Raw genomic sequence first — 21,273 nt, 5'->3', positions numbered from 1 at the left:
CTCCTGAGCAAGGGTGAAGCCTAGCCAGGTTTTTCAGGCAAGTCATGAGAGGTAGCAGGATTAGGCAAGCATTCGCCAGGAATGGGCAAATCGCCGATGAAACAAGGTGTTTCATCCATGGCGACAGCCCTTTCCTATTCGTCCTCTGCCAAATTGCGCTGGCAGTTTTAGGCAAGAATTGGCCAGTAATCGACTAACGCTCGTACGCCGGCCGGCCTAGTCTCTGCAGGCATCGCCGATTGCCCTGCCGTAGCGCCGACAGAGGCAAGCCACTGCGCCAATTCAGCGGCAGTCGCGCTATCGCCGGCTGATCGGTGATTGGGCCCCATTCGCCACGAGGAGGGCAGGCCATGTCCGGCAAATGGCTGCTCGCGCCCCTGACCCTGCTGCTGCTCGCCACCGCCTGGCTCGATTCGCCGGCCGGCGACTGCGCGCCGTTCGGCGAGCCCGACGCCGCGCCCCAGATGCGGCAGCGCAACGCCGCGGGCCTGTACTGAATGCATTCCAGGAGGTTGTCATGTGCATCGTTCACCGTATGACCTTGCGCGCCCGCCAGCGCCGTTCGGCGCAACTGGGCCAATGCCTGGCCCGGCTGGATGGCGTCGGCATCGATGGATCGGGTTGCCTGGAGCTGCGGATTTTCCCGCTGCCCGGCGATGCCCTGGTTTGGCAGGTGGAGGGGCGCTGGCGCTCGGTCGCGGCGCGGGACGCCTTTCTCGCCGGCGAAACCTTGCGCGGCGTGCTGGCCGAGGCCATTGGCGCAGACCTGATCGCCAGCCTCGAATGCGCGCTGGAGCCGCTGCAACAGGTGGCCTGAGGCGTCGGCCGCGTCCGCGGCGTGCTGAGCGAGGGCGGCAGAGGCATGGCTTGCCTTTGTGAATTTATCGGCGTAGATTTTCATGAAATTACAAATTGATAATTTCATGAGGCGCCCATGTTCCGCCACGCCAGCCAGCACGTCGACAGCTATTACGCCCACAGCTGCGCCGATCGCCTGAGCGAGCATGCGCCGCTGCAGGGCGAGCAGCGCTGCGAGGTGCTGGTGATCGGCGGCGGTTTCAGCGGCCTGCACACGGCGCTGCGCCTGGCCGAGGCGGGCAAGCGGGTGATTCTGCTGGAGGCCAGCCGGGTGGCCTGGGCCGCGTCCGGGCGTAACGGCGGCCAGGCGATTCTCGGCTGGTCCTGCGATATGCCGCCGCTGGAAAAGGCCCTGGGTCTCGAACGCGCCCGCCGGCTGTGGGACGGCATGGCCTGGGCCGCCGGCGAGCTGCGCGAGCTGCCGCAGCGCCACGGCTTCGACTGTGACTACCGCCGCGGCCACCTGTGGACAGCGGTGCTGACGCGGCGGGTGGCGCTGCTGCACGAATGGCAGGAGGAGGCCGCGCGCAAGTGGGGCCATCGCACGCTGCAGTTCGTCTCCCGCGAGCAGATGCCGGAGTGGGTCGCCAGCGAGCGCTACCAGGCCGGGCTCTTCGATCCCGAGGCCGGCCACCTCAATCCGCTCAAGCTGGCCCTGGGCCTGGCCGAAGCCTTCGTCCGCGCCGGTGGGCGGCTGCATGAGCAGAGTCGCGCGCTGAGCCAGCAGGCGCATGCCGGGGGCTACCTCGTGCGCACCGCGCAGGGCAGTGTGCAGGCCGAGCAACTGGTGCTGGCCTGCAACAGTTATATCGACAGCCTGGAGCCGCGCCTGGCCCGGCGCATCCTGCCGGTGGGCACCTACCAGATCGCCACCGCGCCGCTCGGCGCCGAACGCGCCGCGGCGCTGCTGCCGCGCAACGCCTGCGTCACCGACAACCAGTTCGTGCTCGATTATTTCCGCCGCACTCCCGACCACCGCCTGCTGTTCGGCGGCGGCTGCACCTACCTGGGCGGCCTGCCGCAGGACATGGCGGCGGCCACCCGGCCGTTCCTCGAACGGGTGTTCCCGCAGCTGGCCGGCGTCGCCATCGACTTCGCCTGGGGCGGGCATATCGACGTGACCCGCGCGCGTACCCCGGATGTCGGCGGCGAGCACGGCCGCTACTGGCTGCAGGGCTATTCCGGCCACGGCGTGTTGCCCACCCTGGCGGCGGCGCGGGCGGTCAGCGACGCCATCCTCGGCCGGCCCGACGAACTGGCGCTGTACCAGCAGCTGCGCAATCCGGCGTTTCCCTTCGGCGAGCGCCTGGCCGCGCCGCTGGAGGCCATCGGCAAGGCCTGGTATCGACTGCGTGACTATTTCTGATCAAGAGGCGGCGATGGACAAGCACGAAGAAATGGCCGCGCTGGCCATCCTCATCCACGACCTGCGCAAGCACAAGAAGGTTACCCTGAACGAGCTGGCCGAACGCATCGGCCGCTCGGTGGGCTTCCTGTCCCAGGTCGAGCGCGGCCTGTCGCGGCCGACCGTGGCGGACCTGACCGCCATCAGCGAGGCGCTCGACGTGCCCACCACCTATTTCTACAACCTGCCCAGGCCCAAGGCGCTGGACTGGGTCACCCGCCCGGACGAGCGGCGCACCCTGTATTTCGCCGGCGGCATCACCGACATCATGGCCTCGCCGACCCTGCAGGGCGCCTTCACCCTGCTCGAAAGCCTGCTCGAACCCGGTGCCAGCAGCGGCGAGCGGCAGATGAGCGACCGCTCGGAGCAGGGCGGTTACGTGCTCGAAGGCCAGCTGACGCTGTGGCTGGGCGAGGACGAACAGAGCGCCACCCTGTATCCCGGCGACGCCTTCCAGGTGCCGAGCTATGCGCGCCTGCGCTACGCCAACCTGGGCGACGCCCCGGCGCGGGTGCTGTGGATTTACACCTGATTCTGCGACCTGGACACCACAACAATGACTACCGATGCACTGCTCGATGAAGTTCGCCAGTTCCGCCAGGCCCACCCCGAGGTGCGCTTCGTCGACCTGATCTGCCTGGATATCCCCGGGCATTTCTACGGCAAGCGCTACCCCGTGGAGATGCTGGAAAAGGTCGCCGCCGGCAGCGCCCTCAAGCTGCCGCAGAACTGCGTGCTGCTCGGCGCCCAGGGCGGGCTCTACGAGATCGGCGACTACTGCTTCCACGATGGCGACCCAGACGCGCCGCGGCGGCTGATCCCCGGCACGCTCAAGCCGGTGAACTGGGAACGCCAGCCGCTGGGGCAGATGCTGATCAGCTCCGACGGCACCGGAGCGCCCATCGAGTTCGAGCCGCGCGAGGTGCTGGCGCGGGTGGTGCAGCGCCTGGCCGCGCGCGGCATTCGCCCGGTGGTGGCCTTCGAGCTGGAGTTCTACCTGTTCGACAAGGCGCTCAAGGATGGCCTGCCGCAGTTCCCTCGCGACGACCTGAGCGGCGATGCCGACGATCAGCCGAACATGCATATCGAGCGGCTGTCGCGTTTCGCCGACGTGCTGGGCGACATCACCGAGACCGCGCGCCTGCAGGGCATCGACGCCACGGTGATCACCGCCGAGCTGGGTCCTGGGCAGTTCGAGATCAACTTCGGCCACAACGCCGACCCGCTGCAGGCCGCCGACTGGTCGGCGCTGTTCTGCCGGCTGACCCGCGGCGTGGCGCTCAAGCACGGCCATCGCGCCAGCTTCATGGCCAAGCCCTACCTGCAGCATCCGGGCAGCGGCATGCACCTGCACGTCAGCCTGTACGACCAGGCCGGCGACAACCTGCTGGCGCGCGACGGGCAGCGCCCGCTGCGCCATGCCGTGGCCGGCTGCCTGGCATTGTTGCCGGAGCTGATGCCGATCTACGCGCCGAACCACAACAGCTACCGCCGCTTCGGCGCCATGGTCAATTCGGCCAGTAAAGCCAGCTGGGGCTTCGAGGATCGCGACGCCTGCGTGCGCATCCCCGAGTCGGACGCGCGCAACCTGCGCCTGGAGTTCCGCCTGCCCGGCGCCGATGCCAACCCCTACCTGGTGCTGGCGGCGCTCTTGACCAGCATCGAGCAGGGCCTGGACGCGCAGGTCGAGCCCATCGCCCCGCTCAACGACGACCGCGCAAGCGGCATCGACTTTCCCAAGGACATGCTCGAAGCGGTGCGCCGCATGCAGGCCAGCGAGCGGGTCACCGCCGGCCTCGGCCGCGAGTTCGTCATGGTCTATTGCGAGAACAAACGCCAGGATCACCTGGCCTTCATGCACGACATCAACCCGCGCGAATACCGCTGGTATCTGTAAGGAGGCGCCATGCACAACCCGAAAACCGCCCAGTGGCAGGCCATGAGCCGCGCCCATCACCTGGCGCCGTTCAGCGACTACAAACAGCTGGCCGAGAAGGGCCCGCGCATCATCACCGAGGCCAAGGGCGTGTACCTGTGGGACAGCGAGGGCCACAAGATCCTCGACGGCATGGCCGGGCTCTGGTGCGTGGCCGTCGGCTACGGTCGCGAGGAACTGGTCGAGGCGGCGGCGACGCAGATGCGCCAGCTGCCGTTCTACAACACCTTCTTCCAGACCGCCCACCCGCCGGTGCTGGAGCTGGCCCAGGCCATCGCCGAACTGGCCCCCGAAGGCATGAACCACCTGTTCTTCACCGGTTCCGGCTCGGAAGGCAACGACACCATGCTGCGCCTGGTGCGCCACTACTGGGCGTGCCAGGGCCAGCCTGCCAAGAAGATCATCATCGCCCGCGAGAACGGCTACCACGGCTCCACCGTGGCCGGCGCCAGCCTCGGCGGGATGAAGGGCATGCATGAGCAGGGCGACCTGCCGATCCCCGGCATCGCCCATATCCCGCAGCCCTACTGGTTCGGCGAGGGCGGCGACAAGAGCCCGGACGAGTTCGGCCTGTGGGCCGCCGACCAGTTGGAGGCGAAGATTCTCGAGCTGGGCGTGGAGAATGTCGCCGCCTTTATCGCCGAGCCGATCCAGGGCGCCGGCGGCGTGATCATCCCGCCCGAGAGCTACTGGCCGCGGATCAAAGAGATCCTCGCCAAGTACGACATCCTGTTCGTCGCCGACGAGGTGATCTGCGGCTTCGGCCGCACCGGCCAGTGGTTCGGCAGCGACTACTACGGCCTCGAGCCGGACCTGATGACCATCGCCAAGGGCCTGACCTCGGGCTACGTGCCCATGGGCGGGCTGATCGTCAGCGACCAGGTGTTCGACGTCATCGAGGCGCACGGCGACTTCAACCACGGCTTCACCTACTCCGGCCACCCGGTGGCGGCGGCGGTGGGCCTGGCCAACCTGCGCCTGCTCAAGGACGAAGGCATAGTCGAGCGGGTCAGGACGGAAACGGCACCCTATTTGCAGCAACGTCTGCGCGAACTGACCGAGCATCCGCTGGTGGGCGAGGTGCGCGGCGTCGGCATGCTCGGCGCCATCGAGCTGGTGCGGGACAAGGCGACGCGCAAGCGCTTCTCCGGCGAGGTGGGTGTGGGCATGGTCTGCCGCGGTCATTGCTTCGACAACGGTCTGATCATGCGCGCCGTGGGCGACACCATGATCATCGCGCCGCCGCTGGTGATCAGCCTGGCCGAGATCGACGAGCTGGTGGAGAAGGCGCGCAAGTGCCTGGACCTGACCTGGGAACAGGTTCGTAGCTCTGTGTGAGTAGCAATTCGCGGCTGAAGCGGAATACCGCCCAGCCGCTCCTACAGGTGCAGCCTTCGTGCCGCTTACTCGAGGCTGTTCTTCAGCGCCTGGGCGGCCTGATCCAGCGCACTGCCGGCCCTGGTCATCTCTGGCCGGCCAAGACCGGCAGCAGCCATTCGCTTCAATGCAAGAACCCTGTGCACTGGGCTCCGGCAACCGCCAAGGATCCATGGCTCAGGAATGCGGGTAACTGTCCACCACCCGCTGGTACTGGCTCGGCGAGGCGCCGATATGGTGCTTGAAGAAGCGCGTGAAATGCCCCTGCTCGGAGAACCCCAACGACTCGGAAAGCAAGCCCAGGGTGCCACTGCGCTCGCTGTCGAGCCAGGAAAAGGCACGTCGCATCCTCGCCGCGTTGAGCAGCAGGTTGGGGGTCATACCGGTGTCCTTGCGAAACAGGGAATAGAAGTGCGCGCGCGACAGACCACAGCTTTTGGCCGCATTGTCGATTGGCGCCGGGTCATCCAGGTGATTGAGCAAATAGTCGGTACCTTTGCGTACCCGCGCGTCGCGGTAGTCATTGATGGTACGAGCGCCCATTCGACAGAGATGCCGCCACTGCGAGGAGTCTTCGATCAGTTGGATGAGGAAGTCGAACAAATAAAACTCGATACGCTCCTGTGGAACCAGGCCAGGGCTGTGCATTTCAGCAATCAAGCGATCCGCCAGATTGCGGTTTTGCGTGCTCAGTTCCATGGCGGATTGCGCAAAAAAGTCTGGACGACTGCTCAAGGCGAGCGACTGTTGCGCGGTGGCAAGCCAGGCCGGCTCGATGTACAGAGCCAGAATCAAGGTATTGCCGGCACCTGCCTGATAATCGAAATAGTGCGGTTCCCAGGCGTTGACCAAGACTGCATTGCGGTCGGTCAGCGGCACCTGACGGCCGCGGACGTTGAAGAAGGTGTCGTCTCCCGCCACTTTCACCAGCACATGGCATTCCGAATGGGTATGCATGACCAAGGGTTTATTCATGTTCAACAAGGCAACTCGGCCGAAATTGCCATGAAATACGCGTTGTGCGTCTGACATAAGCTGTTCTCCCTCATCTACTGGATGAGCGTTGTCCGCAGCGCTTGGTTCTCTCTGCGCCGTCTTGGAAGATTTCCCTCGGGGCGGTTAGCCGAAGGTCGGCAGGCGTATCGATATCCAGGTGGATACCTGAACCCTCCACGTCGCAAGCCGCGTGCTCATGGAGGAACTCAGGGGCACTGCTATCGCCATCGAGTCCCTGCAGCGCTGGCCAGAAATCTTGGCCAAACCACACCGGATGTGCTGAGTAGCCTCGATAGCGGGGTTGAGCAATATTTGATCGATTCACCTTGGCGCACAATTATCCTTGAGTCGTAGAGCCGATCCGGGGCATATCGCCGCGCACAGGGCAGCGACCTGCTCACAAGGCATGACGCGCCTTGCCGTGGTACACGCGCAGGACATCCGCCATGACCGCCAGTGCTATTTCCGCCGGCGCCTTGCTGCCCAGATTCAGACCGATGGGCATGTGCAGGCGCGCGATCTGCTCGTCGGACAGGCCGCCAACGCGCTTGAGCCGTTCGGCGCGCTTGGCCGAGGTGGCCTGCGAGCCCATGGCGCCAATGTAGAACGCCGGGGTGCGCACCGCCTCCATCAGGGCCAGGTCGTCGATACGCGGATCGTGGGTCAACGCCACCACTGCGGTGGCGGCGTGGCAGCCGCCAGCAGCGATAAACAGCGAGGGCAGCACGCGCTGCATCTGCACGCCGTCGAGCACGATGTGCTCGACCTCCTCACGGGGGTCGCAGGCGATCACCTCGCAGCCGATGGCACGGGCAAAAGCGGCGCAGGCCTCGGCCACCGGGGAGAGCCCGGCGAGGATCAGGCGCAGCACCGGGCCGACATGAATGCGCACCGTTTCATCGACGACTTGCACCCGTTCGCTACCCTGACCGGCGTCCGGATCCAGGCGCAGCGCACCACTGCCAAGGTCGACATGACGCACCAGGCGATGCTGACCGAGCAAGGCCGCCTGCAGGGCTTGCAGGTGCTCGATCCACTCGCCGCTGGGCGCGCGGTGTTCCACCAGCACCACCAGCACCCCACCGCAGGGCAAACGCAGGCGCCGACTCTCCTCGGCGCTGTCGCCGTAGCGGACAATCTGCGCCGGCTCGCGCAGCTCGCCACGCGCCAGGCTGGCAAGGAATTCCTCCTCGACACAGCCGCCGGAGAGTGAACCGACATGCTCGCCGGCACCGCTGGCCACCAGCATCGCTCCCGGCGCACGCGGCGCCGAGCCATAGGTCGAGAGAACCGTACAGAACCACAACGCACGACCGGCACGGGCCCAGTCGAGCGCCTGGCTGACAACCTGTAGATCGAGATGGCGCATGCTTCCAGTACCTCGTAGAGCCGCTATCACCCGTGCCTTCACAGGGGAGGCAGCAGACGCGAAGTTGCCCGTTTCGCCCCTGTCCAGACATGCACGGGTGCGGGAAATCCCCGGTGATGCCTGCGTTTTGTCGTTGCAGCGTTTTATCAGCCGTCTGCCGGATGGTCAGGTTACGGCACGCAATGGGGCACGCCTTGCCAACCCGATGGAATATTGGTCTTTACGTCCGCCGATTTGCCTTTTCGTCTAAATAAGGGCTGATGGGCCAAGCCATCACCCGGGATACCGGGAAGGGCTCAAAACAAAGTCAGGCTGTAGCTGAGGATCAGCCGGTTCTCGTCGACGTCGGTGCGGTAGTTGGAGCGCGCGGTGACGTTGCGCACGCGCACGCCGAAACCCTTGAGCGCGCCGCTCTGCACCACGTAGCCGATATCCAGGTCGCGTTCCCAGTCCTTGCCCTCGTAACGCGCACCGCCGCGGTTGGTGGCCTGGGCATCGACATTGTCGCCACGGATATAGCGCACCCCGGCCACCAGCCCGGGCACGCCCAGGGCGGCGAAGTCGTAGTCGTAGCGCAGCTGCCAGGAGCGCTCGTCGGCCGAGGCGAACTCGAAGGTCGGCACCTCGTTGCCCAGCGGGCTGACGTTGGCGAACACCCGCGGGAAGGCATGGTCGCCGAACATCGACTGGTAGCCGACATAGAAGGTGTGGCCACCGTGCTTGGCCGACAGCAGGGCGAACAGCGCCTGGTTGTCGATGTCGCCGATCAGCTGCTTGCCGTCTTCGCTGGAGTCGTAGAAGCCAAGGTTGGCACCAAGTACCCAGTTGCCTACTGGCTCGCTGTGCTTGAGGCCGAGGAAGCGCTGCTGGTAGATGTCCTCCAGCTGGCCATACCAGGCGCCGAACGAGGTGCGCCCGGCATTGAAGGCATGGTCGCCGCCGGCGTAGTTGAAGGTATCGCTGGTCGCCGCGCGCTGCGGCAGGTGGCCGAGCATGGCCAGCATCTTGTCGTCGCCGGCCTCGTTGCGCAGGCTGGTGGAGTTGAGGTGGCCGGCTTGCAGGGTCAGCCCGGCGAACTCGTTGGAGACGACGCTGACACCCTGGTAGCTGGGCGGCAGCAGGCGGATATCGGAATAGGTCAGCACCGGCAGGTTGGGCTGCAGTTCGCCCAGCTTCAGCTCGGTCTTGGACAGGCGCAGCTTCGCCGCCAGGCCCAGACGGCTGTAGTCGTCGGCGGCCTTGCCGCTCTCGCGGGTCGGCAACAGGCCGGTGTTCACTCGATCCGGGCTGCTGTCGAGCTTGAGGCCGAGCAGGCCGATGGCATCCACGCCGAAACCCAGCGGCCCCGGGGTGTAGCCGGACTTGACGTTGAGGATGAAACCCTGCGCCCACTCCTCGGACTTGGACTGCTGGTTCGGCCCGACGATGTCGGAGAAGTCGCGACTGAAGTAGTAATTGCGTGCTTGCAGGGTCGCCGTGGCGTCCTTGAAAAGATCGCTGTCGGCCGCCAAAACCTGGAACGGCAACCCCAGCAACAAGCCGGTGTAGAACAGGCAATGGGTGGCTTTGCATAGGTGAGTTAAGGCAAAGGTCATCGTTGTTAGCTCTCTTTCTTATTCGATTTTTAGGCAAAAGAGCTCCCACGGGCCTCATGCTGGCCCATGTGTGGCAGTGGGAACTCTCGTGGGCTACGGCGCTTAAGAAGTGCGCGCTCTGTCGTTACTCGGCGAGGGCCACGCGGCTCTAGGCGGCCCGCTCACGGCGCAACTCGCCGAGCACCCAGGATACCGCCACGCCGATCACCAGCGCCCAGAATGGCGCGCTGATACCGAACAGGCTGAACTTGCTCATGGCCACCACCAGGGCGACGAATGCACCGATCTGGCAACCGGTTTCTTTGTGGAAGGCCTGCTGCAACGAGCTGAGCAAAACGCCGATCATCGCCAGGCCGGCGACCACCAGGATCAGTTCGCGCGGCAAGGCGAGGATGAACGGCACGGCGACACCGGCGAATACGCCAAACAGGGCGAACAGCACGCCATTGACCAGGGTCGCCCCGTAGCGTTGACGCGGATCGTCGCCGGCCTGCTCGGAACCGCAGATCGCCGTCATCGGCCCGGCGATATTGGCGTTGTGCCCACCCAACAGCCCGGCCAGCATGCCACCCACACCGCTCACCACGGTCATCGCATTGACCGGAGGCTTGTAGCCCTCGACCATCAGCACACCGGTGGCCTGGGCATTCTCGGCACCGATCACCAGCGCCGCCAGCGGCACCGATATGGCGAAGAAGGTCGCCAGGGTGAACATGGGCGTGGTGAAAGCCGGCATGACGAAGGCGATATCCACATCCGCCGGTTTCAGCAGGCCCAGAGCCAAGGCTGCGGCGAAGCCCACCAGCCCGGCAGCCAGCACCGGCGGCACCGCCTTGACGAAGCGCATGACCAGGAAGAAGGTCAGCGCCGCCAGACCGGCCATCAGCGGAACGCTGCCGACTGCCTCTACCGCGCCGACGCCGAAGCGGATCATCGCCCCGGCGATCATCGCCATGACGATGGGCATCGGCAGCCAGCGCATCAACTTGCCGATCAACCCGCTCAAGCCGAGCAGCAGGACCAGCGCACCGCTCATGATGAAGGCACCGACCGCCTCGCGAAAATCCAGACCGCTAAGTGCCGCGATCATGATCGCCGCGCCAGGAATCGAGTAAGCACCGCAGATCGGCTGGCGGTAGCGCAGCGCCATGCCGATGCTGATCAGTCCGCCGAGCACGTAGATGGCGAATAGCCAGGCAACCGTCTGGCCATTGCTCAAATGGCCGGCTTCGGCGGCGCTGATGACGATCAGCGCCGGCCCGGAACAGCCGAACAGCGCGGCTACGACCCCGGCGCTGACCGACTTGAGGGTGAATGCCTCTCGCAGTGAATAGCCTGCTGAGACGCCGGAAGGTGGTGCAAAAACAGTGTTCGCTTTATTGCCAGGCATGACCCGTTCTCCGCGATTGTTGTTGTACTGCGGTATGGCCGTTGTCTGCCGGGGCCTGCCGCAGGCAAGCCCCGACGGGAAGATCACTCGCCGCGGAATACCGCCGGCCGCTTGCTGTGGAACGCCTCGACGCCTTCCTTGAAGTCATGCGAGCTGCGCAGGCGGCTGTAGCAATGGCCTTCCATCTCGATGGCCACGCTCAGCGGCGCGTCTTCGTTGTCGTTGATCAAGCGCTTGGCCGTGCGCTGGGCCAGCGGCGAGAAGCGCCGCAGTTCATCGACCAGCGCGTCTACCGTGCTTTCCAGCTCGGCGTCCGCCACGCACTCGGTGGCGATGCCCCAGTCGTAGGCCTGTTCGCCGCTGATGCGCTTGGCGCGCATGACCATGTGCTTGGTGCGGGCCACGCCGATGATCTTCTGCAGGCGCGCCGAACCACCGGAGCCGGGGATCTGCCCGAGATTCTGCTCGGGCAATGCGTAGCGAGTGGTCTCCGAGGCGATGCGGAAATCGCAGGCCAGCGACAGCTCGAAACCGACGCCGAAGGTGTAGCCACGGTTGGCGGCAATCACCGGCTTCTCGCAGCGCACCGGCGCGGCGACGTTCCAGGCCAGCTTGGAGACGTGCTCCGGCGAGGCCTCGAGGAAGCCCTTGATGTCGCCGCCGCTGGAGAAGTGCTCGCCCACCGCGCGCAGCACGATGACGCGCACCTGCGGATGTGCGTCAAGCGCTTCGAAGACCTGGCGCAGCTGGTCGCGCTGGCCCATGGAGATGACGTTCAGCGGCGGGCGGTTGAGGATGATGTCGGCGCGCTCACGGGCCGCATCGACCTCGACCTGGAAACCGTCGAACGGGGTTTCGAGAAATTGCTGGATCGCTTGCAGTTGCATGATGAATGTCCTCGGGATAGTGAGCGGTCAGCCTTTTTGGGCCTGTTCCTGGTGCTGGGCCAGCAAGACGCGGCGCAGCACCTTGCCAACGGGGGATTTGGGAATTTCGTCGATGAACTGGTAACGCCGCGGCCGCTTGAACTTGGCCAGGCCGGAGGTGATGCAGTGGGCATCCAGTTCGCTTTCGTCGACCTCGGCACGCCGCTTGATGAAGGCGGCGATGATCTTGCCCCACTGTTCGTCCGGCAGACCGACCACCACCACTTCCTCGACGGCGGGGTGCAGTGAGAGCACGTTCTCGATCTCCACCGGGCTGACGTTCTCGCCGCCGGTGATGATCAGGTCGTCCACCCGCCCGGTGACAAACAGGTCGCCGTCCTCATCGAAATAGCCGGTGTCGCCGGTGAAGTACCAGCCGTCGCGCAGCGCCTTGGCCGTGGCTTCGGGGCGGTTCAGGTAGCCTTCGAACGCCTCGTCGCTGGCCAGGTCGGCGACGATCTGGCCTTCTTCCATGGGCTTGCTTTGCACCTGTGCCGATTCGGCGTCGATCGGCACCACCCGCACCCGCTGGTTCAGCGCGCTGCGCCCCGAGGAGCCAGGCTTGCGGCTGGCCTGCTGGTCGATGGTGAAGGTATAGATCTCCGAGCTGCCGTAGTGGTTGACGAACAACTGCGGCTGGAACGCCTGCTCGACACGGCGCATCAGCCCGTCGCTCATGGGCGCGCCGGCGAAGCCGATTTTCTCCACGCTGGCGACCCGTTCGCGGGTGAAGGCCGGGTGCTCGATGAGCATGTGATAGAGGGTCGGCACCAGGTACAGGTTGCTGACCTGTTCCCGCTCGATGGCCTCCAGGGTGGCCTCGACGTCGAACTTCGGCACGCAGACGAAATGCCCGTCGATCAGCGCCATGGCCAGCAGCGAGCGCACCCCCATGGTGTGGTACAGCGGCATCACGCCGAGGGTGCATTCACCGTGGCGATAGAGGTTCTGCGCCACATGGGCGACCGCCGCGGCGCGTTCCGCGCTATGCCGGCGCGGCACGCCCTTGGGCTTGCTGGTGGTGCCGGAGGTATAGAGCAGCAGGGAGAAATCCTCGGGCGTGGCGCGCAGGATGGTCGCCGTCGGCGCCTCTGCGCACAGCTCGGCGAAGCTCAGGTCGCCGTCCGCGGCGCGCTGACCCGCGGCGATCCGCGGCAGATTGAGCGCGGCCGTGCAGGCAGCGACCGCGGCCACGGTGGCGTCGTCGTAGGCCACTGCGCGGATCTGCGCATCCTCGATGCAGTAGGCCAACTCCTCGGCAGTCGAGCGCCAGTTCAGCGGGGTCATGACGATGCCGGCGAACTGGCAGGCCCAATGCAGGGTCGCCATCTGCCAGCGGTTCTGCATGGCCACCAGCAGGCGATCACCCCTGCCCAGCCCGAGTGACTCGAGGCCGTGGGCAGCACACTGGATATCGGCGAACCACTGTTCGTAGGTTTTTTTCACCGTGCCGTCGCTGACCGCAGTTGCCAGCGGGCGGCGTTCCGTGGCAGCGAGGAAGCTGCGTCCGAGATCGAACATTATTGTTGTACCTCTTCGTTCGTTTGGCGTTGGGCAGCCACTTCCAGCACTGCCTGGACAATGCCGGTGTAACCGGTACAGCGGCACAGGTGCCCGGAAAGCATGTCGCGCACTTCGGCCTCGCTCGGGTCGGGCTGCCGCTCGAGGAAATCCACGCAGGACATGAGGATGCCCGCAGTGCAGAAACCGCACTGCAGGGCGTGATGACGGCGGAACGCCTGTTGCAGGTCGCTCAGCGTGTCGTCGTCGGCCAGCGATTCGACTGTCTCGATGCGCCGCTCGTGGGCCTGCACGGCGAGCATCAGGCAGGAACGCACGGCGACGCCGTCCACCAGTACCGTGCAGGCGCCGCAAACGCCGTGTTCGCAGCCGACATGGACGCCGGTGGCACCGAGGTCGTGGCGCAGGAAATCGCACAGCTGGGTACGCGGCTCGGCCAGGCCTTCGCGCGAGCGGCCATTGAGCTCGAGACGGACGGGAAAACGTTGTTCGGCGGTTGCGCGCATGTTCAGACTCCTTCGATGAGCCGGTGACCCAGCTCGCGAATCAGTTGCCGGCGGTAGGCCGCGCTGGCGTGTACATCGTCCTGGGCGTCGAGCGACCAGGCGGTTTCGTTGAGCGCGTCGGCCAGCGCCGCGCCGCGCGGCAGGCTGCGCATCACCGGGCGGTCGGCGACCCCGCCGACGCCCAGGCGCACCTCGTCGGTGCCGACACAGGCGGCCAGCGAGACGATGGCGAAGTCGCCGTGGCGCATGGCGATTTCCCGGAAGCGGTAGCCGATGCCCTCGCGTTTGAGCGGGAAGCGCACCTCGACGAGCAGTTCGTCGGCGCGTTTGTCGGTGGTGAGGATGCCCTGGAAGAACTCGGCGGCCTTGACCACGCGCTTGCCCTTCTTCGATTCCAGGACGATCTCGCCGCCCAAGGTCACCAGGCACAGCGGCAGCTCGGCGCTGGGGTCGGCGTGGGCCACCGAACCGCACACGGTGCCGCGGTTGCGGGTCTGGAAGTGGCCGATCCAGGGCATCGCCAGGGCCAGCAGCGGCACCTCGTCGACCAGCGTCGGCCGCGCCAGCAGTTGCGCCTGGCGCACCGCCGCGCCAACCGCCAGGCAATCCTGGCGCAGCTCGATATAGTCCAGGTCGGCGACCTGGTTGATGTCGATCAGCAGCTTGGGCTGGGTCAGGCGCATGTTCAGCACCGCCATCAGCGACTGCCCGCCGGCAATGATGCGCGCATCCGCGCCATACTCGGCGAGCAGATCGAGCACCTGGCGGCGGCTCTCGGCGCGGACGTAATCGAAGGCAGCCGGTTTCATTGCGCACCTCCCTTGCCGAACAGCCCGGCCAACAGCGCACGCAGACGGCTCCACCAGCCAGCGGCGCTCGCCTGGCCACTGACCCGCTGCGACAGGCGGGTGAAAATCTGCCCGATGATCACTTTCGAGGCACCTTGCATCATGCGGCTGCCGACCGCGGCGACCTTGCCGCTGACGACGACCTGATATTGGTATTCCAGGCGCGTGTGACCGTTCTCCAAGGCGACGAAACGCACCCTGGCGTGGCCCTCGGCCGAGCCCATGGAACTGGTGCCGGAGCCGGACAGGCGTAACGAATGCGGTGGGTCCAATTCGCTCAGGGCGACCTTGGCCTCGAAGCGCGCGCGGATCATGCCGACGCCAACGGTGACGTCCGCGCGGTAGCGATTCTCGCCCTGCAGTTCGAGGGCATGGCAGCCGGGGATGATCGCCGCCAGGGTGGCCGGGTCGAGCAGGGTGTCGAACACCTGCTGTGGTGGCGCCGGGATCACCACCGCATCGTTGGCGCGCAGGGCCGAACCACCGGCCGGCTCTGCGGCGAAAGCGTCGTCCTGCTGCATGCCGGCCGGCCGCGGCGGCTCGTCGATGCCGATCATGCTGCGCACCTTCGAGGGGGTCAGCGGCAGGCGGATGTCGGCGCGGCCGAGGGCATCGGCCACGGCGTTGGCGATGCATACCGGCGTGCTCATGTTGTTGCCCTCGCCGACGCCCTTGGCCCCCAGGGGGGTGAACGGCGACGGTGTTTCCAGATGCAGGATCACCGGCTCGAGCACTTCCGGTGCAGTGGGCACCAGGTAGTCGGCGAAGGTTCCAGAGAGGAAGCTGCCGTCCTCGCCATAGGCGAACTCTTCCATCAGCGCCGCGCCAAGCCCCTGGGTAAAGCCGCCGCGGATCTGTCCGTCGACCAGCGCGGGATTGAGCAGGCGGCCGGCATCGTGGCAGGTCACGTAGCGGTCGAGGTGAATCGCGCCGGTGACGCGGTCGATCTCCAGGCCACAGATGTCGAAGACGAAGCCGTAGCACAGCGAGCTGTTGATGTGATCGTCGTCGTCCGGCGCCATGAGCTGCGGCGGGCTCCAGAATGCGGTCTCGCGCAGGCCGCCCGGTTCGCCTTGCGGGAGCAGGCCAGGCGTCCAGTGGGTAGCGCCGGCGATGCGGTGAAAGGCTGCAGAAGGACCGCCGTTGGCGACGAAGATCTTGCCGCCTCCGAAGCGGATGTCCTCCGGTTTGGCTTGCAATTGCGCGGCGGCGATCGCGGCGAGGCGATCGCGTACCTTCAGCGCGGCCTGGTAAACCACCCCGGCCACCGCGCCGGCGAAGCGGCTGGAATAGTTGCCCGAGGCGATCGACCAGGCATCCTTCTGGGTGTCCAGTTCGACGTTGACCACGATCGATTCCAGCGCCACGCCGAGCACATCGGCGACTATCTGCGCCACCGCGGTCTGGTGCCCCTGGCCCTGGGGTGTCGAGGAGACGTGCACGCTGACGTCTCCGAGCGGGCCGACGTTGATGGTCGCCGTGCTCACCGCACCGTTCTTCGGCCCGGCCTTGCGCCGTTCCTCGGGCATCATCGCAGTGGTGATGTAGCCCATGTTGGAGATCGACGGCTCGATCACCGCGGCATAGCCGATGCCATACAGCCGGCCTTCGCCGCGCGCCTGGTCGCGGCGGCGCAGCAACTCGTCGAGACCGCCGTCCTTGACCGCCAAATCGATGCCGGCCTGGTAATTGCCGGAATCCAGCAGAGCGCCGGCCGCGGCACGGTAGGGGAAGGCGTCGGCCGGTACCAGGTTGCGGCGGATCACCTCCAGCGGATCGAGATCCAGCTGCACGGCGATATGCTGCAACAGACGCTCCAGGGCGAAGTACACCTGCGGGCCGCCGAAGCCTCGGTTTAGGCCGGTGGGGGTCTTGTTGGTCAGCACCACGCGGTTGCGCACCAGCAGGTTACGAATCGCATAGGCACCCGTGAGGTTGCCGTGCATACGGTAGAAGGTGGCCGGCTCCGGTGCGCGCAGGTAGGCGCCGCAGTCGTCGATCTGGTCATAGCGCAGGGCGGTGATGCGACCGTCGGCCTGCACCGCCGCCTCGATTTCGGTGACCCGATTGGTCGCGGAGGACGCGCCTTGCAGATGCTCGAGGCGGTCTTCGACCCATTTCACCGGGGCTCCGACCTTGCGTGCCGCCAGTCCCATCATCACCACGTAGGGGAACACGCCCTGTTTGATCCCGAAGCTGCCGCCGGAGTCTTTCGGCGTGCGCAGACGCAGGCGGTTGCTCGGCACGTTGAGCGCGCGGGCCATCACCGTGTGCAGCGCATAGGGTCCCTGGAAGTTGGCCAGCACGTCGTAGATGCCGGTGGCGCGTTCGTACTGGGCAAGCACCACGTAGCATTCGATGGGAGTGCAGGAGCTGCGCGGAAAGCTCACCTTCAGCGAGACCCGGTGCGGCGCCTGCGCGAAGGCTTGTTCCGGTTCGCCGTAGCGGAAATGCCGCTCGTTGACCACGTTGCTGCCGACTGCCTCATGCAGCACCGGCGCCTGTTCGGTGGTGGCGGCCTCCGGGTCGATGATCGGCGGCAGCGGCTCATAGTCGACACGTACGCCTTCCAGGGCGTCTTCGGCCAGGTAACGGCTCTCGGCGATCACGACCGCCACCGGCTCGCCGACGTAGCGCACCTTGTCCACGGCGATGCACCAATGCTCCATCGGCTGGCGCACGCCGACCGGGAATGGCAGGGCCCAACGCTTGATGTCCTCACCGATGAGTACGCCGTGCACGCCTTTCATCAGCAGCGCTTTGGAGAAGTCCACGGCAGTGATGCGCGCATGGGGATGGGGTGAACGGACAATGGCCGCGTGCAGGGTACCGGGCGCGGTGGCTGCATCGTCGGCATAGCAGCCCAGGCCACGCAGCAATGCAGCATCCTCGACACGGGTCTGACGAGCGCCGATATGGCCGCTGTGCTGGGTAACGGGGTCAGGCTGATATAGGTTCATCACTACTTCTCGCGTTTATCGCTGTGCGCGATTGACTCGTAGTGAAGAGTAGGGATCCCGGGCGGCCGGCCGCCTTGCCCGGGCCGATGAATATCTGCCCGGCCGTCCGCTGCCTTGCCTTTCAGTCTGACGGAGTGAGGATGGCGGCGTTCTTCCGGACGCGCTTTGGTATGGGCAATGCTGCTTGGGCCGCCTCGGTGGGTCGTCGAGCGTTCACCTGGATCACCTTGGTGTCCACCGGGATGGCGGACGGATCCACAAGGGCAGTTCTGGTTGCAGCAGGCGCTGGACAGCTGCTCGTCGGCCGGTGCCGCTGCGAGCGGTCATCTTCGCGGTGACCACATCGCACCAGGGGCTGGGGGGTACGCCGATGGCAATCGGCATGGCGATTCAGTGGCAAGCCGCAGCGATACGGGATGGCTGCGGTGTTTCCTCTTGGGCCCGCTGACGGCCTGGCCGTCAGCGGTCGCCCCTGTGTGTCAGACGATGGTCAAGGTGACGTCGATGTTGCCGCGGGTGGCGTTGGAGTAGGGGCAGACGATGTGCGCGCGATCCACCAGGGTCTGCGCCGCTTCGCGGTCCAGGCCCGGCAGGCTGATGCGCAGCTCCACCTCGATGCCGAAGCCGGTGGGGATAGCGCCGATGCCAACGGTGCCTTCGATAAAGGTGTCGGCCGGGATGTTCAGCTTGTCGCGGGCGGCGACGAACTTCAGGGCGCCGAGGAAGCAGGCCGAGTAGCCGGCGGCGAACAGTTGCTCCGGGTTGGTGCCGTTGCCGCCGGCGCCGCCGAGTTCCTTCGGCGTGGTCAGGGCGATGTCCAGTACACCGTCGGAGGAGACGGCGCGGCCTTCACGGCCGCCGAAGGCTTCAGCGGTAGCACGGTAGAGAACGTTTTCGATGGTCATGACGGTATTCCTCTTGAGATGCGATGGGGTGGTGACTAGGGATTGGTCGATCAGCCTTCGTGGTTGATCAGCCATTCGGGGTACAGGCCCTTGCCGTTCTGGCTGGCTTGGCCGTTGTCGGCCAGTACCGGGGCGGCAAGAACAAGGGTAGCGGTCAGTGCGATCAGGGTTTTCATGGCTTTCTCCAGGGCTTTGATGGATGGCGGTGGAGACGATTGCGCGATCTCCGTGGAATGTTTTGCGCTAATGTTTTGTGCGCAAGTCATTTCCATGGGGTGAACTGTAGTGTGCATATATTTTGCGCGCAAGATAATTTTTTGAGTTTTTCGCTATAGCCCTAGAAATACAGGGCATAAGCAGGCGTGACGGTGCCTAGAGGCGGTGGAAACGCTCGGGCGGCGTGGCGTTATGGCCGCGAATGGGCCTTGAGGTGGAGGCCGCCCAAGCGCTGTCAGACGCGAGGGGCGGCATGAGCGCCTGGTTTACAGCGACTGCTGCAGGTGGCTGCGCAGCTCCACCAGTTCTTCTTTGAGCGAGGCGAGCTGCTCCAGGCTCAGGCCGGAGGCCTTGAGGATGCAGGCCGGTAGCGCCTTGGCCTGCTCGTGCAGGGCGCGGCCCTGGTCGGTGAGGTAGAGTTGCACCACGCGTTCGTCCTGGTTGCTGCGTACCCGCTGCAGCAGGCCCTCGCTTTCCAGGCGCTTGAGCAGGGGGGTGAGCGAGCCGGGGTCGGTGAGCATGCGTGCGCTGATCTCGCCGACGGTAATGCCGTCGTTCTCCCATAGCACCAGCATGGCCAGGTACTGCGGGTAGGTCAGCCCCAGCGCCTGCAGCAGCGGCTTGTAGGTCTTGGTCATCAGCAGCGAGGTGGAATAGAGGGCGAAGCACAGCTGGTTGTCCAGCAGCAGCTCGGCGCAGGGCTGCACTTGGGTGGTCATGGTGGTGGCCTGTGAGGGGGGAGTGTGCTTAAAGCTAGCGCGCCAATGATCGTTGCGCCAGAGGCAGGTGCGGGGGTTACCCGCACCTCGACCAGGCTAGCCGCAGGATACGCGGGTGATGACGCGCTGGTCGTCGACGTTGAGATTGAGGCGCTGGCCGTTGTATTCCAGGGTCACCACGCTGCTGGGGGTGAGCACGCGGGCGGTGCTGGCGCCGGCCTGCTGGCGGGCCTGTTCGAGCAGCTCGGGAGTGGCCACCTGACCCTGCAAGTGCTCTACGGCAGCCGAGGTGCAACCCTGGCTGGGGTCGGCGGGCTTGGGCGCGGGTTTATCGGCTGTGCTGCAGCCGGCGGCGAGCAGGGCGGTGGCGAACATCAGGCTGAAACGGGTCTTGAGAGTCAACGTTATGGGCTCCTTGTCCATGATCTTCTGCATTATTGCGATTGCGCGCCTTCGAGGCGCGCCAGACGTTCTTCGAGGGCGGCGATGCGCGCTTCCAGTTCGACCAGGCGCTCGTCGTTAGGTGCCGAGGTCTCGCTGCGCGAGCTGGGGCGGTTGGCCAGCAGGCTTTCCAGGTCGGCCGGCTCGCCCAGCAGGTGCATGTAGCGATCCTCGCGCTGGCCGTTCTGGCGCGGCAGCAGCACCACCAGGCCACGGCCGATCAGGCGCTCCAGCTGGTGCTGGATTTCGGCGACGTCGTCGAAGTCGTGCATGCGGTTGCTGCGCGTCAGTAGCTCGCTCAGGGTCTGCGGGCCGCGCAACAGCAGCAGGCCGAGCAGCACGGTCTGTGGCTTGACCAGCTCCAACTGCTTGTCGCAGCGCTGCTCCCAGCGGTCGGCGCGGCTGCCCATGACCAGGCGCACCAGCTCGCGGCCTTCCAGGCTGCGCAGGTAGCGGCCGACCTCGCCGGTCTCCAGGTTCATCAGCGGCTCGCGGCTGGTCTTCTGGTTGCAGGCCAGTTGCAGGGCGTTGAGGGTCAGCGGATAGCTTTCCGGGGTGGTCAGCTGTTTTTCGATCAGGCAGCCGAGCAGGCGCACTTCGATGGCGTGCAACGGGGTGTCGCCGACCAGGGGTGAAGGGGTATGGGACATGAGTGGATCCTGCCGCGGGGAAATAGCCTCTAGCCTAGCGGTATCCGCCCTCAGCCGACAGGCTCCAGTGTGCGTTCGAGCAGATTCAGGCTGGCGTCCAGCACCTGCTGGCGGGCTTCGCCGCCTGCCAGCATGCGCGCTAGCAGCACGGCGCCGAGGCATTGGGCGAGGATGGCCCAGGCCAGTTGCGGGTCGCCCAAGATCTCCGCCCAGGCCTGCTGCAGCTGCACTGTCCAGTCTTCCACGCGCTGACGCACGGCCAGGTCGGCACGGGCGATCTCGGCGCCGAGGGCGGGCAGGGCGCAGCCCTGCTGCGGCTGCTCGACATGAGCCAGGCTGAGGTAGGCGGCCAGGCAGCGCTTGAGCTTGTCGCGCCCGCCATCGCTGGCGCCGAGGCGGGCCAGGCTGTTGCTCAGCTCGCGTTCGAGCAGCGCGGCGAACAGTGCATCCTTGGAGTCGAAGTGGCTGTAGAAGGCCGCGCCGCTGAGGCCGATGGCCTTCATCAGGGCGTCCACGCCGGTGGTGGCGAAGCCGCCCTGCTTGGCGATGGCGCCGCTGCTGGCGAGCAGCTTCTCGCGGGTTTCGGCCTTGTGTTCGGCGGAGTAGCGCATGGTTCTCTCCGGGGGAATGTCGCTTGACCTGGCGCGGAGCCTAG

At 66.0% G+C, this 21,273-nt stretch carries 21 protein-coding genes; 6 read left to right on the top strand and 15 right to left on the bottom strand.

Annotated features, from left to right (window positions below; translation table 11 throughout):
* Window positions 1–350: 350 nt before the first annotated feature.
* From ACIGKL_RS17760 to ACIGKL_RS17735, 6 genes are all read left to right on the top strand, one after another.
* On the top strand, window positions 351–497 hold the full coding sequence (locus ACIGKL_RS17760) for a hypothetical protein (protein ID WP_397487791.1): 147 nt from the start codon (window positions 351–353) through the stop codon (window positions 495–497).
* 20 nt (window positions 498–517) lie between these two features.
* On the top strand, window positions 518–817 hold the full coding sequence (locus ACIGKL_RS17755) for an antibiotic biosynthesis monooxygenase (RefSeq protein WP_397487790.1): 300 nt from the start codon (window positions 518–520) through the stop codon (window positions 815–817).
* Window positions 818–934: 117 nt separating this feature from the next.
* The gene (locus ACIGKL_RS17750) at window positions 935–2,224 is read left to right on the top strand and encodes an NAD(P)/FAD-dependent oxidoreductase (protein ID WP_397487789.1); all 1,290 of its coding nucleotides are present in this window, start codon (window positions 935–937) and stop codon (window positions 2,222–2,224) included.
* A 13-nt stretch (window positions 2,225–2,237) separates the two neighbouring features.
* Window positions 2,238–2,795, top strand: a complete 558-nt coding sequence (locus tag ACIGKL_RS17745) for a helix-turn-helix domain-containing protein (RefSeq protein WP_397487788.1) — start codon at window positions 2,238–2,240, stop codon at window positions 2,793–2,795.
* A 24-nt stretch (window positions 2,796–2,819) separates the two neighbouring features.
* On the top strand, window positions 2,820–4,160 hold the full coding sequence (locus tag ACIGKL_RS17740) for a glutamine synthetase family protein (RefSeq protein ID WP_397487787.1): 1,341 nt from the start codon (window positions 2,820–2,822) through the stop codon (window positions 4,158–4,160).
* Window positions 4,161–4,169: 9 nt separating this feature from the next.
* A complete protein-coding gene (locus tag ACIGKL_RS17735) occupies window positions 4,170–5,537 on the top strand; it encodes an aspartate aminotransferase family protein (RefSeq protein ID WP_397487786.1) in 1,368 nt (455 codons plus the stop codon).
* Window positions 5,538–5,753: 216 nt separating this feature from the next.
* Here ACIGKL_RS17735 and ACIGKL_RS17730 read toward each other — a convergent pair whose 3' ends face one another.
* From ACIGKL_RS17730 to ACIGKL_RS17660, 15 genes are all read right to left on the bottom strand, one after another.
* Window positions 5,754–6,608 carry an AraC family transcriptional regulator gene (locus ACIGKL_RS17730; RefSeq protein WP_397487785.1) on the bottom strand — a complete coding sequence of 285 codons (855 nt, stop codon included), beginning with the start codon at window positions 6,606–6,608 and terminating at the stop codon, window positions 5,754–5,756.
* 361 nt (window positions 6,609–6,969) lie between these two features.
* Window positions 6,970–7,941 carry an XdhC family protein gene (locus ACIGKL_RS17725; protein WP_397487784.1) on the bottom strand — a complete coding sequence of 324 codons (972 nt, stop codon included), beginning with the start codon at window positions 7,939–7,941 and terminating at the stop codon, window positions 6,970–6,972.
* Window positions 7,942–8,237: 296 nt separating this feature from the next.
* Entirely contained in the window at window positions 8,238–9,536 is a 1,299-nt protein-coding gene (locus ACIGKL_RS17720) for an OprD family porin (RefSeq protein WP_397487783.1), read from the bottom strand.
* 148 nt (window positions 9,537–9,684) lie between these two features.
* Window positions 9,685–10,926, bottom strand: coding sequence for a benzoate/H(+) symporter BenE family transporter (locus ACIGKL_RS17715; RefSeq protein WP_397487782.1), 1,242 nt, complete (start codon window positions 10,924–10,926; stop codon window positions 9,685–9,687).
* A gap of 83 nt (window positions 10,927–11,009) precedes the next feature.
* Entirely contained in the window at window positions 11,010–11,813 is an 804-nt protein-coding gene (locus ACIGKL_RS17710) for an enoyl-CoA hydratase/isomerase family protein (protein ID WP_075747172.1), read from the bottom strand.
* 27 nt (window positions 11,814–11,840) lie between these two features.
* On the bottom strand, window positions 11,841–13,373 hold the full coding sequence (locus tag ACIGKL_RS17705; protein ID WP_397487781.1) for an AMP-binding protein: 1,533 nt from the start codon (window positions 13,371–13,373) through the stop codon (window positions 11,841–11,843).
* On the bottom strand, window positions 13,373–13,879 hold the full coding sequence (locus ACIGKL_RS17700; protein ID WP_003461286.1) for a (2Fe-2S)-binding protein: 507 nt from the start codon (window positions 13,877–13,879) through the stop codon (window positions 13,373–13,375). Before ACIGKL_RS17700 ends, ACIGKL_RS17705 begins: the two co-directional genes overlap by 1 nt.
* Before the next feature lie 2 nt (window positions 13,880–13,881).
* Window positions 13,882–14,688 (bottom strand): FAD binding domain-containing protein, encoded by an 807-nt coding sequence (locus ACIGKL_RS17695; RefSeq protein ID WP_397487780.1) that lies wholly within the window; start codon window positions 14,686–14,688, stop codon window positions 13,882–13,884.
* A complete protein-coding gene (locus ACIGKL_RS17690; protein WP_397487779.1) occupies window positions 14,685–17,687 on the bottom strand; it encodes a molybdopterin cofactor-binding domain-containing protein in 3,003 nt (1,000 codons plus the stop codon). Before ACIGKL_RS17690 ends, ACIGKL_RS17695 begins: the two co-directional genes overlap by 4 nt.
* A gap of 479 nt (window positions 17,688–18,166) precedes the next feature.
* The gene (locus ACIGKL_RS17685; protein WP_397487778.1) at window positions 18,167–18,592 is read right to left on the bottom strand and encodes an organic hydroperoxide resistance protein; all 426 of its coding nucleotides are present in this window, start codon (window positions 18,590–18,592) and stop codon (window positions 18,167–18,169) included.
* 50 nt (window positions 18,593–18,642) lie between these two features.
* Window positions 18,643–18,768, bottom strand: coding sequence for a hypothetical protein (locus tag ACIGKL_RS17680; RefSeq protein WP_397487777.1), 126 nt, complete (start codon window positions 18,766–18,768; stop codon window positions 18,643–18,645).
* Between the two features lie 306 nt (window positions 18,769–19,074).
* A complete protein-coding gene (locus tag ACIGKL_RS17675; RefSeq protein ID WP_397487776.1) occupies window positions 19,075–19,527 on the bottom strand; it encodes a MarR family winged helix-turn-helix transcriptional regulator in 453 nt (150 codons plus the stop codon).
* A 96-nt stretch (window positions 19,528–19,623) separates the two neighbouring features.
* Window positions 19,624–19,929 carry an I78 family peptidase inhibitor gene (locus ACIGKL_RS17670; RefSeq protein ID WP_397487775.1) on the bottom strand — a complete coding sequence of 102 codons (306 nt, stop codon included), beginning with the start codon at window positions 19,927–19,929 and terminating at the stop codon, window positions 19,624–19,626.
* A gap of 32 nt (window positions 19,930–19,961) precedes the next feature.
* Window positions 19,962–20,618, bottom strand: a complete 657-nt coding sequence (locus ACIGKL_RS17665) for a YceH family protein (protein ID WP_397487774.1) — start codon at window positions 20,616–20,618, stop codon at window positions 19,962–19,964.
* 50 nt (window positions 20,619–20,668) lie between these two features.
* Entirely contained in the window at window positions 20,669–21,229 is a 561-nt protein-coding gene (locus ACIGKL_RS17660; protein WP_397487773.1) for a TetR/AcrR family transcriptional regulator, read from the bottom strand.
* Window positions 21,230–21,273 lie beyond the last annotated feature (44 nt).

This window comes from Pseudomonas sp. NPDC077186, assembly GCF_044543505.1.
Taxonomy (GTDB): domain Bacteria; phylum Pseudomonadota; class Gammaproteobacteria; order Pseudomonadales; family Pseudomonadaceae; genus Aquipseudomonas.
This window is presented reverse-complemented; position numbering and strand designations above follow the sequence as displayed.